Below are 13573 nucleotides of genomic sequence, written 5' to 3' on the forward strand. Positions count from 1 at the left end.
TTCGCGCCGATTTCTTTTCCGGACAGTCCCATGAATCAAGAACCTAGCACCCTCTATGCCAAGCTGCTTGGTGAAACCGCATCTATTACCTGGAAAGAGCTGGAGCGCTTCTACGCCCAGGGTGCCCTATTGTGGGTCGACGCCAGCCTGGATTTGATCGCGGTCGCCGAGGCCGTGGCGTCGGATCAGGGCGAGAAAGTCGCTGCCTGGCTGGCCGAAGACAAGGTCGCCAAGCTGTCTGAAACGCGGGCGCTGGATATTTTCGAGCGCGATCCCGAGATGTGGGCGGTGGTGGTCCGGCCGTGGATCCTGGTCCAGGAAAGGGCAGTGGTCTGACTGGTTGCACCTTGTTGGTGCGAGTACTGGCCGGCAAAAAGTGTGTAGCGGAGTAGCGTGATGGCCGATTGCCGTAGAGAAATGCCACAAGCGTGGGTGGCATAACGGTGACGTAAACGTAACGGGCACAGTTTAGTGAGCAGCCTAACGGCTGCTTAATTGTTTCGGGATGTTGGAAAGGCTGAAATCTTCAGTGAATTAGCGGGCCTCTTCGCGAGCAAGCCCGCTCCCACAGGGGAATGCATTCCAAATGTGGGAGCGGCGGTGCGACGATTCGACCTGCTCGCGAATGGGGCGACTCGGCTCTGGATCAGACCGAGTAAGTCTTGCCGGTATGGTTATTGAGGGAAATAACCTTGGTCTTGCCGATCCGGTGACGGTAGATCTCGCGCAGGTACTTGATCGACTTCTTCACGCAATCACGCGACAGGCGAATGTCATTGATCGAGACAAACTTCTCTTTGTCGTTGATCAGCTCGCGGTACTTCTTCTCGTACATCGGCTTGATCGCGTACCAGTTGGTATCGAGGATCTTCGCCGGGTTTTCGAACTCGTTGAGCAGGTCGTCGATGCGATCTTCGTCGAATTCTTCCTGAATGATGAAATCGAGGATCGAGTTGTCCAGGGTCTCGTCGAACCGGTACGGCGTCTTGGCGAAGCAACGCTTGATGAACGCCACGATCAGCGTCAGGAAATCGTCCGACAGGCACGGGCTCTTGGCGATCAGGGTGGTCAGCGACAGGTTGGCCGAGGCGCCGATCACCAGCGCGTAGCGCTTGAGCGTGGTGTTGGGGAACAGGCTGTTGAGGTGGGTCTTCAACCGGTTCAGGTCCATGTACGACAGCTTGTAGTCTTTTGGCAGCGAAACGATCGAGACCACCGACGAGCAGTTCTTGAAGAAGTGCAGATCATGCAGCGCGGCCGCGTCGTAGCCAGAGTTCTTGTATTGCTCCAGCGACGCGCGATAGCGCTTGGATTCGATCGGCAGCAGGCTGATGCCTTCGATGGCCTGGGTCACCTTGTTGAAGTGCGGCAGGTCGATCGAGCGGAAGAACAGGTCGTCGATGTTCAGGCGCTGCGGCTCTTTGTCGAATACCTTGAACTTGTCGCTGCTTGGCGGCGGGGTTTCCGGCACCACGGACTCGGCGTAGGCAATCGCCACCGGGCCGGCCAGACTCATGAACAGGTCGTTGGCGTCCAGGCGAATGGTCTCGCCGATGTCGATGCCGGCGCGACGGAAATAGTTCTGGTCGTAGTCGGTCGTGACCGCCTGGGCCGTCAGAATGTTGAAGATCTGCTGCGAGATGTACTGGTTGGCGTGCTTCTCCATCGCATTGACATCAATGTTCTGGATGTTGCCGTCATCGCTCTCTTCGGCGTAACGCATGATGTCGTTGGAGATCAGCATCATCGCGTTCCATGGGCGGATGCGGCCCATGACGCTGGCTTCGCTGCTGTCTTCGTTGGCGAAGTTGTACGAGAAATCCCATTCTTCCGACAGGTATTTGCACAGCAGGCGACCGGCGTTGATGTGCAGTGCCTCGGACATTTCGCTGCGGTGGTCGGAAATGTTCGGCAGCACGCAGATGCCGCTGGTGAAGATCGGTTCGAACACGAACGAGTGGCCGCTCTTGCCGTCGTGCTCGTCCATTGGCTTGGTGTCGAACGTCTTGTTCATGTACGAGTGCTGCTGGGCCAGGCCGAATTCCGAGGCCATGCCCGAACCGGTACCGCCGCCGGCACTGAAGATCGAGAAGTACAGGCGCGACTGGTTGGCCTTGATGCCGCAGCTGTCGATCAGGTACGAGTGGATCATTTTCCAGTCAGGACTGGAGAAACGCTGGGTGTCCTTGTTGAGGATGATCTTCGCCAGGTACTGGCCGAGGATCGGCGCGTTACCGGCGCCACCGGCGTGGACTTCGGACAAGTCCATGATCTTCATCTTGCTGTAGTCGCGCAGGAAACCGCTTTTTTCGCCCTTGCGCGAGAAACGGATACGGCCGGCGATGTCCTTGTCGAGGTCGCCAAGCATCACCAGCGGTTCCACCAGGAACACCGGTTTGCTGCCCTTGTTCGGGCCGATCCGCAGGTTGGTCTTGATCCACTGGGCCGGGCTGTAGCCCTTGTCGGCCAGACGACGATCGCTCGAAGGGCGATCTTCGTTGTTGAATTCGTTGAGGTAGAACTTGCGCGCGTTGTACACCAGCTCCGCCACGTCGAGGGCGATGTTGGAGCCGCAGCGACCGAGGCCGATCAGGCACACCGACGGGAATTCCTGGTCGTTGTGCTGTTCGTTGTCGCCTTCCAGGTGCGGCGGGCGCGGGAACACCAGATCACGCAGGCCATCGAGGTTGTCGAGGATGCGGTCGGTATTGGTTTCGGTGAAGTACAGGTATTGCTGGGTGCCCAGCGGACGCGAGGGTGGCAATGGCTTCATCGGGGCAGGGCTGTTCGCCGCAGGGCTCAGAGTCAGATCGGATACCGCAGTCGCCGGATTGTTTTTAGAAGTCATTGTGCGCCATATACCTGGACTGGTTGGATCAACGACCGCTGTCGTCGAGCCTCACGGAATGGGAATCTCGCGTCTTTTTTCTGCGCGTGTTTTGCCCGTGCGTCAGGGGTCTGGCCTGAGTGCCGCGCGGGGGAATCCTTTCCTGATTGATGATGGATCGGCCATTATTCGGCGATCTTTAATCAAAAGGAGGCTAAATGATGTCAACGCGACCTTCGTTGGGGTTTGCCGGAATCGGTCTGATGGGCCTGCCGATGTGCCGTCGCCTGCTGGCCGCCGGTTATCCGCTGACCGTGTGGAACCGCAACCCGGCCAAGTGCGCGCCGCTGGTCGAGGCCGGCGCCCGTCAGGTGGCGACCCCCGCTGAACTCTGTGAACAGGCTGACGTGGTGATGCTGTGCCTGGCAGACACGGCGGTGGTGCGCGAGGTGGTGTTCGGCCCGGCCGGTGTGGCCGAAGGGGCGAAACCCGGTCAGTTGCTGGTGGATTTTTCCAGCCTCGAACCGACGGCCACTCGTGAAATGGCGGCTGAGCTTGCCGCCACTACAGGCATGGCCTGGCTCGATTCGCCGGTGTCCGGCGGGGTGGTCGGGGCCGAGGCCGGCAGCCTGGCGATCATGGTCGGCGGTGATGCAGCGGACCTTGATCGCGTACGACCGGTATTGCTCGAACTCGGGCAGCGGGTCACGCACATGGGCGGCGTGGGCGCCGGTCAGGTGACCAAGGCCTGCAATCAGATGATCGTCGCCTGCAACGCTCTGGTGATCGCCGAAGTGGTGGCGCTGGCCGAACAGGCCGGGGTCGATGCCAGTCTGATCGCCGAGGCGCTGGCCGGTGGTTTTGCCGATTCGAAGCCGTTGCAGATCCTCGCCCCGCAAATGGCCGAAAGCCGTTTCGAACCGGTGAAGTGGCATGTGCGCACGCTGCTGAAAGATCTGGATACCGCAGTGAAGTTTTCCCGGGAAACCGGCTCGGCCACACCGATCAGCGGATTGGCCGCACAACTGATGCGCCTGCATGGGGCACAAGGTTTTTTGCAGAAGGATCCAGCGACACTGGTGCAAATGTACCGCGCGCCAGACTCAGCGGATTGACCGTGTGCGCGTGTTTACGCTGGTTGATTTCTTCCAGCACCGGGCGCAGTTCGGCCAGTGGCACCGGGCGGCTGAGCAGGTAGCCCTGAATGAAGTCGCAGCCCGAGCGCTCGAGAAATTCGTATTGCTCCAGGCTTTCGACGCCTTCGGTGACCACCTGCAAGTGCAGGGTGTGCGCCATGACGATGATCGCCTGGACGATCTCCATGTCGGCGGTGGCCTTGGGGATATCGAGGATGAACGAGCGGTCGACTTTCAGGGTGTTGAGCGGCAGGCGCTTGAGATAGGCCAGCGACGAATAACCGGTGCCGAAGTCATCGATCGACAGTGACACGCCGAGGGCGCGGATTTGTCGCAACAACACCAGGGTGTTGGCGATGTTGCCCATCAAGGCGTTTTCGGTGACTTCCAGTTCCAGCCGTTCCGGGGCGACGCCGGCGCTGTGCAGGGCATGCTCGATTTCATTGGCCAGCTCTTCCCGGGCCAGATTCAGCGGTGAGCAGTTCCAGGCGATCTTCAAGTCTTCACAACCATGGCGCGTCAGTTCGCCGAGGTCTTCACAGGCTTTGCGCAGCACCCAGTTGTCGAGCTCGGCAATCAGGCCGTTGTTTTCGGCGATGGCGATGAATCGGTCCGGGGTGAGCAGGCCGTGCACCGGGTGCTGCCAGCGGATCAGCGCTTCGAGCTTGGTGACCTTGCCGGTCTTGAGCTCGAAGATCGGCTGGTAGTACAGCAACAGACCATTCTCTTCACGCAACGCGTGGCGCAGTTCTTCCTCCAGTTGCAGTTCGAGGCTGGCGCGGTTCTTCAGGTTGGAATCGAAAAAATGCACGCCGTTGCGCCCGGCACCCTTGGATTGATAAAGCGCGAGATCCGCGTGCTTGAGCAGTTCATCGCAGGTGGAGCCGTCCTCGGGGAACAGGCTGATGCCGATGCTGGTGGTCATCACCATGCGCCGTCCGGCCAGTTCGATCGGCTCTTTCATCTTGAGCATGATGCGCTGGGCCAGATTGCGCGCTTCTTCGCGCTCGCGCAGGCCGATGAGGATGCAGAACTCGTCGCCGCCGAACCGTGCGACCACGTCGTCATGGCTGCGCACCGAGCTTTTGATTTGCTGGGCGATGACCTTGAGCAGTTCGTCGCCGGCATCATGGCCGAGGCTGTCGTTGATGCGTTTGAAGTGGTCGATGTCGAGAAACATCACCGCCAGCATCCCGCCTTCGCTGGATTTCTGGCTGAGCTTTTCAGCGAAGATCTGATTGAAGCCACGCCGGTTGATCAGGTTGGTCAGGGCGTCGTAGTTGGCCACGTGCTGCAGCGACATGCGTGCCTGATCGAGCTGGCTGAGCAGGGCGTTGACCCGGCGCAGATCGTGCTCCTTGTTTTGCAGCTTCTTGTCGGCCAGCGCGGCGCTGATGGCGCTGCCGAGAATCAGCAGCGTGATCAGCGCGACGGTCAGGCCCAGTTGCAGGTGACTGGTTTGCGCGGCCAGGCTCGGCAGTTCCCCCTCGGGCAGCACCAGTTGCAGCGCCGCCATGCCGGTGAAGTGCATGCTGAGGATGCCGGCGCCGAGTATCAGCGCGGCCAGGTATTTGAGCATCTGGATATGCAGGCCGCTGCCTTCGCGCAGATAACCGGCCACCCACAGTGCGGCGAAGCTGGCGCCGATGGCGATCACGATCGATGACACGAACAGGGTGGGGTCGTAGTAAGCCGTGGCGGCGGATTCGATGGCGGCCATGCCGACGTAGTGCATGCCGGCGATGCCCAGGCCAATGACGATGGCGGTCTTGAGGTATTGCAGCAGGCTTGGCTGGGGCGTGCTCAGGGTGTGCATCGCCAGCCAGGACGCCAGTAACGCGATCACCAGGGAAAACAGGGTCACGGGCAGATCGTACTGAATGTCGATCGGTGCCTGGAACGCCAGCATGCTGATGAAGTGCATGGCCCAGATGCCACCGGCCAGGCAGGTTGCGCCGATCCAGCGCCACAGTCGTTGCGAACCCGGTTCTTCAGCGTGGGCGACCCGTTCGGCCATGTCGAGGGTGGCGAAACTCGCGGCGCAGGCGACCAGGTAGGCCACCAGCACCAGCAGGGGATTGTGTGTGCAATTGAGGATGACCTGCCCGCTCTCCGGCTGCTCGGCAACAAATTGCAAACCAAGCCACTCCATAGCATGCCCCGTCTCTGAGTACGTCCTTGCTGCGTCATCAACGCAGGCGAATGTCTGGAGTATAGAGGCGGTTTTTGGCGTGCAAGTGGTAGTGGCACATTGGCGCTAATGATTTCGGCATTAGCGTCATAGCGATTGGCGCTAAGCGTTGAAACGCCTGAATTCAGGCGACTTCGTTCCAGTGCGGTTGCAGCGGTGGCAGGCCGAAACGGGCTCGCGCCTTGTCGCAGTCGGTGTTCTGTTCGCCGTTTTCCCACGACGCTTCGAACTCGCGGCAGGGGCTGGAACGCTTGTCGTAGATCGTGCAGGCCACCGATTTTCCGACCTCGCCCTCCAGCGCAGTGCAACGTGGCGCCTTGCGGTCGGTGCCGATCATCGCGACCCGGCTGGGCGTGATCTGAGTAACCAGTTCATCGGGCACGGTCCCGCCGGAGGATGCGCATTCACCCCAGAAAAAAGAAACACGGAAATGGGAACAGCAGGCACCGCAATTCAGACACGGACTGGCTTCGGACATGGGCGGGGGTATCAAAGGGATTGATCGGCAGGATCCGGACGGATCCGGCGGCCATTCTAGGCTTTGCCACGGCGTTGGGAAGGGGGGCGAGAAAGTATTTTTTCATTGCCGGATTTTTCCGCAAAGCCCCCGGTTTTCGGGGGATTCGAAGCATTTCAAGGGCTTACGTTTCGTTACACGGCCATGGCCCGTTATCAGGCTGACGAATGATCACAGACAGCCCCGACGAGCGTGACTAGATTGCAGGTTCCGGGCTCGGATGCGTTGGCAGTGAAGCCCCAATAACAATAAAGAGACGGACTCATGCAGAACTCGACCCAAGCGGCGAATGCCTGGCGCATTCTGTTCCTGCTGTTCCTCGCCAACCTGTTCAACTTCTTCGACCGCACCATCCCGGCGATCATCATCGAACCGATCCGCATGGAATGGCACCTCAGCGACTTTCAGCTGGGGATCGTCGGCACGGCGTTCACTCTGGTCTACGCGATTGCCGGCTTACCACTGGGGCGCATGGCCGACACCGGTTCGCGCAGCAAACTCATGGGCTGGGGCCTGGCGACCTGGAGCGCGCTCACCGCCGTGAATGGGCTGGTCGGCAGTTTCTGGAGTTTCCTGCTGGTGCGCATGGGCATCGGCATCGGTGAAGCCAGTTACGCGCCCGCCGCCAACTCGCTGATCGGCGATCTGTTCCCGGCCCATCGTCGGGCGCGGGCCATGGGCATTTTCATGCTCGGCCTGCCGTTGGGGCTGTTGCTGGCCTTCTTCACCATCGGCTGGATGGTCAAGGCGTTCGACAGCTGGCGCGCGCCGTTCTTCATCGCCGCCGTGCCGGGGCTGGTGCTGGCGGTGTTCATGTTCTTCATCAAGGAACCCAAGCGCGGCGCGGCGGAAACCGTGCAGGTGTCCCAAGAGAAAGTCGACAAGCCGATCCGCCGGGTCCTCGCGGTGCCGACCTTCCTGTGGCTGGTGATGGCCGGGCTGTGCTTCAACTTTGCGACCTATGCCTGCAACTCGTTCCTGGTGCCGATGCTCCAGCGTTATTTCCTGATGCCGTTGCAGGAAGCGGCGGTGGCGACCGGGGTGATCGTCGGTGTGACCGGGCTGATCGGCCTGACCCTCGGCGGCTGGATCGCCGATAAGATTCACCAGCGGGTGGCCAACGGGCGGCTGCTGTTCGCCGCGTTCAGCCTGATCATCTCGACCCTGTGCACGGCGTGGGCGCTGCATGCCGGGCGCATCGAGATCGGGGTGTTTGTCGCGGTGTTCAGTGTGGGCTGGCTGTTCGCCTACAACTTCTACACCTGTGTGTACACGGCGATTCAGGACGTGGTCGAACCACGCCTGCGGGCCACGGCGATGGCGCTGTTCTTTGCCGGGTTGTATTTGCTCGGCGGCGGTCTGGGGCCGGTGGTGGTCGGCGGTTTGTCGGATCACTTCGCCAAGTCGGCAATGATTTCGGCGGGCGCCGAGCAGATGACCGAAGCGTTCAAGGCCGTCGGGCTGCATGATGCGATGTACCTGATTCCGGTGGCGCTGTTCCTGACCATGGTGTTCCTGTTCCTCGCCTCGCGCTGTTTTGTGCGGGATGCGAAGCGGATGAAGGAGGGACTGGTCGCGGTGGTTGAACCGGATGGCGCAGCGGTGACTGCATAACCGCCTTCGCGAGCAAGCCCGCTCCCACATTCGACCGCATTTCCTCCTGAAGGAACCCGGCCAACTGTGGGAGCGGGCTTGCCCGCGAAGAGGCAATCAGCCGCGCAGCATAAATATCAGACAAACAAAAAGGCCCGCATCACTGCGGGCCTTTTTATTTTTGGCGATGGAGCAGGGCGGTTTAGCCCGCCACCAGCACCCGGATCGCTTCCAGTCGCAGCGCGGCCTTGTCGAGCATCGCCAGACCTTGCTCGCGCTGCTTGCGCAGGGCGTCCAGTTCGCTGTCGCGTACGGTCGGGTTGACCGCCTGCAACGCGGTCAGGCGTGCCAGTTCTTCGTCGGTGTCGGCTGCCAGACGGCGGCGGGCTTCGGCCACGCGCTCGGCGTGGCGCGGGGTGACCTTGTCTTCACCGGCGTTGATCCGTGGCGTCAGCTGATCGCGCTGGGCCTGGATGAACTTGTTGGCACTGGCGCGCGGCACGCTTTCCAGTTGATCGTTCAGGGTTTCGAAGGCCACGCGCGACGACAGGTCGTTGCCGTTGGCGTCGAGCAGGCAGCGCAGGGCGGCCGGCGGCAGGTAACGGCCCAGTTGCAGCGAACGCGGAGCAACCACTTCGCTGACGTAGAGCAGTTCCAGCAGCACGGTGCCTGGCTTGAGCGCCTTGTTCTTGATCAGCGCGACGGCGGTGTTGCCCATCGACCCGGACAGCACCAGATCCATACCGCCCTGCACCATCGGGTGTTCCCAGGTGATGAACTGCATGTCTTCACGCGACAGCGCCTGATTGCGGTCGTAGGTGATGGTCACGCCTTCGTCGTCGCCCAGCGGGAAGCTGGCGTCGAGCATCTTCTCGCTCGGCTTGAGGATCAGGGCGTTTTCCGAATGGTCTTCGCTGTCGATGCCGAACGCGTCGAACAGGGTTTCCATGTAGATCGGCAGGGCGAACTGATCGTCCTGCTCGAGGATGTCCTCGACCAGCGCTTCACCTTCACCGGCACCGCCGGAGTTGAGTTCCAGCAGGCGGTCGCGACCGGTGTGCAGCTCGGCTTCCAGACGCTCGCGCTCGGTGCGCGCCTCGTCGATCAGCGCTTGCCACTCGCCGTCGTCGGCTTCTTCGAGCAGCGGCAGCAGGCGCGGGCCGAACTGATGCTGCAAGGCGTTGCCGGTCGGGCAGGTGTTGAGGAACGCGTTCAGCGCTTCGTGGTACCACTGGAACAGGCGCTCTTGCGGGCTGGTTTCCAGGTACGGCACGTGCAGTTCGATGATGTGCTTCTGGCCGATCCGGTCCAGACGACCGATCCGTTGTTCCAGCAGGTCCGGGTGCGACGGCAGATCGAACAGCACCAAGTGGTGGGCGAACTGGAAGTTGCGACCTTCACTGCCGATTTCCGAGCAGATCAGCACCTGCGCGCCGAACTCTTCGTCGGCGAAGTAGGCGGCGGCGCGGTCACGCTCGAGGATGTTCATGCCTTCGTGGAACACCGTCGCCGGGATGCCGGAGCGCACGCGCAGGGCGTCTTCCAGGTCCATCGCGGTTTCGGCGTGGGCGCAGATCACCAGCACTTTGGTGCGCTTGAGCATTTTCAGCTGGTCGATCAGCCACTCGACGCGCGGGTCGAATTTCCACCAGCGTTCTTCTTCGCTGGCGTCCGGCTGGGCCTGGAAGCTGACTTCCGGGTACAGCTCGGCGTGTTCGCCCAAAGGCAGTTCGAGGTATTCGTCCGGGCACGGCAGCGGGTACGGATGCAGTTTGCGCTCAGGGAAACCCTGCACGGCGGCGCGGGTGTTACGGAACAGCACGCGGCCGGTGCCGTGGCGGTCGAGCAGTTCACGCACGAGGCGGGCGCTGGCTTCGGTGTCGCCATCGTTGACGGCGGTGAGCAGGGCTTCACCTTCATTGCCGAGGAAACCGTGGATGGTCTTGTGCGCTTCGGCCGAGAGGCGGCCCTTGTCCAGCAGCTCCTGAACGGCTTCGGCCACCGGGCGATAGTTCTCACTTTCGGCGCGGAAGGCGGCCAGGTCATGAAAACGGTTCGGGTCGAGCAGGCGCAGACGGGCGAAGTGGCTGTCCTGACCGAGTTGTTCCGGGGTCGCGGTGAGCAGCAGCACGCCGGGAATGACTTCGGCCAGCTGTTCAACCAGCGAGTATTCCGGGCTGACTTTATCTTCGTGCCACACCAGGTGGTGGGCTTCGTCGACCACCATCAGGTCCCAGCCCGCAGCGAACAGGGCGTCCTGGGCCTTTTCATCGTCGACCAGCCACTCCAGCGCCACCAGGGCCAACTGGGTGTCTTCGAACGGATTGGTGGCATCGCTTTCGATGAAGCGTTCTTCGTCGAACAGCGCGACCTGCAGGTTGAAGCGGCGGCGCATTTCCACCAGCCATTGGTGCTGGAGGTTTTCCGGAACCAGGATCAGCACGCGGTTGGCGCGGCCCGACAGCAGCTGGCGATGGATCACCAGACCGGCTTCGATGGTCTTGCCCAGACCCACTTCGTCCGCCAGCAATACGCGCGGCGCGATACGGTCGGCGACTTCGCGGGCAATGTGCAGCTGGTGGGCGATCGGTTGTGCACGCACGCCGCCCAGGCCCCACAGCGCGGACTGCAACTGGCGGCTGGTGTGTTCCAGGGTGTGATAACGCAGGGAGAACCAGGCCAGCGGGTCGATCTGGCCGGCGAACAGACGGTCGCTGGCCAGACGGAACTGAATGAAGTTCGACAGCTGGGTTTCCGGCAGGGTGACCGCTTCGTTCTGCGCGTTGAGGCCGTGGTAGACCATCAGGCCGTCGACGTCGTCGACCTGCTGGACAGTCATCTTCCAGCCTTCGAAGTGCGTGATCGAATCGCCGGGCGAGAACCGCACGCGGGTGAGGGGCGCATTCCGTAGCGCGTACTGGCGAGTCTCGCCAGTGGCCGGGTAAAGCACGGTCAACAAGCGGCCGTCCTGTGCCAGAACGGTGCCTAAACCAAGCTCTGCTTCGCTGTCACTGATCCAGCGTTGCCCCGGTTGATACTGCTGCGCCATGCTGCCTGACTCCCACCTTGAAAAAGCGGGCTATCTTAACGGAATGAGGGCCCGAGGCCAAAGGATAAGGAGCCTCGGCCCGGCTTTTAACCGCAATCGGCCAATTGCAGGGAAGATTAGGTCATGCATCGGTTTTACGGGATGTTGCGGCACCCCTGAGTGCCAAACCGGTCACAAGTTTGCGACCGATGGCTCAAGGCACCCCTGGCGCCGCCGATAACCTGCTGACAGGAGACCCTTCATATGCTGCCACCGATGCTCCCCCTGAGCGCCGTGCCGATCACCTCCCAGCAGGATCCGATCCGCCAGCGACCGGATATTCCCCCTGTGGTGCCGGTGCAGGAAAGCTCCAACGAAAGCACCATCGACCTGCAAAAGCGCGATCCGGAAGAGGACGGTTATCTGCTGCGCGAAGAGCAGCGCCGCCAGCAGGAACGCGATCGCCGCCGCCGCGAAGCCGACGACGATCCCGAAGCGCACCTCGCCGTGCCCGGCACCGAACTGAATGCCGACAACACCGTGCCGGTGGCGCCGTTGATGGAAGATCAGCCGCGTCAGGGGCTTTGGGTCGATATCGAAATCTGAGGCCGGACGGCCAGTTCCGTCAGGTTTTGCAGCAGCACGTCGATCTCTTCTTGCGTGTTCAAGTAGCTCAACGCCACCCGCGCAATATTCGTCAGCCCGCGCGCCTGCATGTCCAGCGGCGTGTAGGCCACGTCATTGGCGCCGATGTTGATTCGCCGTTCGGCCAACGTCTGTTTGAGCGCCATGCTGTCCCAGCCTTCGAGCGTAAAGGCGATCAGCCCGGATTGTTGATTGGCCGTTCCGAGATCCCGCAGCGTCAGGCCGGGAATCGACTTCAGGCGTTGGCGCAATCCGTTGCACAGTTGTTCGATGCGCTGGCGGATGGGGATCGCGCCGAGGCGGTTGTACTCCTCCAGCGCATTCGCCAGCCCGGCCAGCAGTGCCAGCGATACTTCACTGGTTTCAAAGCGGCGCGCGTCATCGCGCAAGATGAATCGTTTGCCGTCCCACGGTGCCGACAATACATCGCGTTGCACGGGGAGCAGCCGTTGCAGGAACTGTGGTCGGATGTACATCAGCGCCGTGCCGCGCGGCCCACGCAGGAACTTGCGACCCGCACCCTTGAGCACATCGCACTGCAAGTCTTGAACATCGCAAGGCAACTGCCCCAGCGCCTGACCGGCGTCGATGAAATAAGGGATGCCGTGGCGCCGCGCTACGCTGCCGATCTGCGCAGCGGGGTTGATCAGGCCGCCGTTGGCCGGCAGCCAGGTCAGGGCGATCAGCCGCACCTGGCCGTCGATCATCTGCGCCAGGGCTTGCGGGTCGACCGCGCCGTGGGCGTCACAAGGAATCACTTCGAGCCGCGCGCCGGCCTTCACCGCTTCGGCCATGCACGCCAGGTTGCCGGCCCATTCATGGCGACCTACCAGAATCCGCTCGCCGGGCTGCCACGGCCCCAGCGCGTTGAACGCCTGGCTCCAGGCTGCCGAGCCGCTGCTGGCGAAGGCGATGTCTTCGGGCTGGGCGTTGAGCAGGGCGGCGGCCGCGTTGCGCGCGCGTTCCTGTACCCGGTTGTCCGCCGCTTCCATCGGCCCGCCGAGTGCTTCGCGTTGCAACTGTTCGATCACCGCGTCGAGGGTCGTCTGACTCGGCAATGATGCGCCGGCGTGGTTGAAGTGGATCACCTGAGCGCAGCCGGGCGTGGCGGCGCGCAGGCGCAAGATGTCGTCGGTGTTCACGGCTTGAGCTCGAAGATCGCGTCGATTTCCACCGCGACGCCCGCTGGCAGGCTCGACACGCCGACCGCAGTGCGCACGTGCCGGCCCTTGTCGCCAAGAGCGTTGACCAGCAGGTTCGAGGCCCCGTTGGCGACGACGCCCTGAGCCTTGAAGTCCGGTGTGGCGGCCACGAAAACCCCGAGGCGCAGGATGCGCACCAGTTTCGACAGGTCATCGCCCAGTGCATTGCTCAATTGGGCGAGCAGGCCCAAGGCAGCCAGTTCGGCGGCGTTGACCCCTTCTTCGTCGGAGATCGCTTCGCCCAGTCGCCCGATGAACGCAGGTTTGCCGTCGAGTAATGGAATCTGCCCGGAGATGAACAGATGGTTCTGGCTGCCCACATGGTTGACGTAATTGGCGATCGGCTGGCTCGGTTCGGGCAGGCGCAGGCCGAGTTGTTGAACGCGTTGGCTGAGGGAATCGGTCATGGGAAGTCCTCCTGAGTGAGGGCTTCA

General features: G+C 62.0%; 10 protein-coding genes. 4 read left to right on the plus strand and 6 right to left on the minus strand.

Features of this window, described 5'->3' with window-relative positions; translation table 11 throughout:
• Positions 1 to 30 precede the first annotated feature (30 nt).
• A complete protein-coding gene (locus KJY40_RS07440) occupies positions 31 to 336 on the plus strand; it encodes a DUF2288 domain-containing protein (protein WP_230735872.1) in 306 nt (101 codons plus the stop codon).
• Positions 337 to 646: 310 nt separating this feature from the next.
• On the opposite strand, the gene KJY40_RS07445 is transcribed toward KJY40_RS07440, so the two are convergent.
• Positions 647 to 2848, minus strand: a complete 2202-nt coding sequence (locus KJY40_RS07445; RefSeq protein ID WP_230735874.1) for a hypothetical protein — start codon at positions 2846 to 2848, stop codon at positions 647 to 649.
• Between the two features lie 197 nt (positions 2849 to 3045).
• Here KJY40_RS07445 and KJY40_RS07450 point away from each other — a divergent pair, with 197 nt between their 5' ends.
• Positions 3046 to 3942: an NAD(P)-dependent oxidoreductase gene (locus KJY40_RS07450; RefSeq protein ID WP_230735875.1), complete on the plus strand. Its 897-nt coding sequence runs from the start codon at positions 3046 to 3048 to the stop codon at positions 3940 to 3942.
• Here KJY40_RS07450 and KJY40_RS07455 read toward each other — a convergent pair.
• Positions 3833 to 6115, minus strand: a complete 2283-nt coding sequence (locus tag KJY40_RS07455; protein ID WP_230735877.1) for a putative bifunctional diguanylate cyclase/phosphodiesterase — start codon at positions 6113 to 6115, stop codon at positions 3833 to 3835. The genes KJY40_RS07450 and KJY40_RS07455 overlap by 110 nt on opposite strands.
• A 163-nt stretch (positions 6116 to 6278) precedes the next feature.
• A complete protein-coding gene (locus tag KJY40_RS07460; RefSeq protein ID WP_085683268.1) occupies positions 6279 to 6632 on the minus strand; it encodes a YkgJ family cysteine cluster protein in 354 nt (117 codons plus the stop codon).
• Between the two features lie 303 nt (positions 6633 to 6935).
• Between KJY40_RS07460 and KJY40_RS07465 the strand changes: the two genes are divergently transcribed.
• Positions 6936 to 8285 (plus strand): spinster family MFS transporter, encoded by a 1350-nt coding sequence (locus tag KJY40_RS07465; RefSeq protein WP_230735879.1) that lies wholly within the window; start codon positions 6936 to 6938, stop codon positions 8283 to 8285.
• A gap of 181 nt (positions 8286 to 8466) precedes the next feature.
• Here KJY40_RS07465 and rapA read toward each other — a convergent pair whose 3' ends face one another.
• Positions 8467 to 11313, minus strand: coding sequence for an RNA polymerase-associated protein RapA (gene rapA / locus KJY40_RS07470; protein WP_230735881.1), 2847 nt, complete (start codon positions 11311 to 11313; stop codon positions 8467 to 8469).
• Positions 11314 to 11556: 243 nt separating this feature from the next.
• On the opposite strand from rapA, the gene KJY40_RS07475 reads away from it, so the two are divergent.
• Complete coding sequence (locus tag KJY40_RS07475; protein WP_007959194.1) at positions 11557 to 11898, plus strand: hypothetical protein; 342 nt, start codon at positions 11557 to 11559, stop codon at positions 11896 to 11898.
• Here KJY40_RS07475 and KJY40_RS07480 read toward each other — a convergent pair.
• Positions 11868 to 13079: an aminotransferase class V-fold PLP-dependent enzyme gene (locus KJY40_RS07480; protein WP_230735883.1), complete on the minus strand. Its 1212-nt coding sequence runs from the start codon at positions 13077 to 13079 to the stop codon at positions 11868 to 11870. The two genes, KJY40_RS07475 and KJY40_RS07480, sit on opposite strands and share 31 nt — an antisense overlap.
• Entirely contained in the window at positions 13076 to 13546 is a 471-nt protein-coding gene (locus tag KJY40_RS07485; protein ID WP_230735885.1) for a RidA family protein, read from the minus strand. Before KJY40_RS07485 ends, KJY40_RS07480 begins: the two co-directional genes overlap by 4 nt.
• Between the last annotated feature and the right edge of the window lie 27 nt (positions 13547 to 13573).

Source organism: Pseudomonas fitomaticsae, assembly GCF_021018765.1.
In the GTDB taxonomy this organism is placed as follows: domain Bacteria; phylum Pseudomonadota; class Gammaproteobacteria; order Pseudomonadales; family Pseudomonadaceae; genus Aquipseudomonas; species Aquipseudomonas fitomaticsae.

Coding starts and splice junctions, on each gene's coding strand:
- KJY40_RS07440 (WP_230735872.1), top strand. CDS start 31: ATGAATCAAGAACCTAGCACCCTCTATGCCAAGCTGCTTGGTGAAACC.
- KJY40_RS07445 (WP_230735874.1), bottom strand. CDS start 2,848: ATGACTTCTAAAAACAATCCGGCGACTGCGGTATCCGATCTGACTCTG.
- KJY40_RS07450 (WP_230735875.1), top strand. CDS start 3,046: ATGATGTCAACGCGACCTTCGTTGGGGTTTGCCGGAATCGGTCTGATG.
- KJY40_RS07455 (WP_230735877.1), bottom strand. CDS start 6,115: ATGGAGTGGCTTGGTTTGCAATTTGTTGCCGAGCAGCCGGAGAGCGGG.
- KJY40_RS07460 (WP_085683268.1), bottom strand. CDS start 6,632: ATGTCCGAAGCCAGTCCGTGTCTGAATTGCGGTGCCTGCTGTTCCCAT.
- KJY40_RS07465 (WP_230735879.1), top strand. CDS start 6,936: ATGCAGAACTCGACCCAAGCGGCGAATGCCTGGCGCATTCTGTTCCTG.
- rapA (WP_230735881.1), bottom strand. CDS start 11,313: ATGGCGCAGCAGTATCAACCGGGGCAACGCTGGATCAGTGACAGCGAA.
- KJY40_RS07475 (WP_007959194.1), top strand. CDS start 11,557: ATGCTGCCACCGATGCTCCCCCTGAGCGCCGTGCCGATCACCTCCCAG.
- KJY40_RS07485 (WP_230735885.1), bottom strand. CDS start 13,546: ATGACCGATTCCCTCAGCCAACGCGTTCAACAACTCGGCCTGCGCCTG.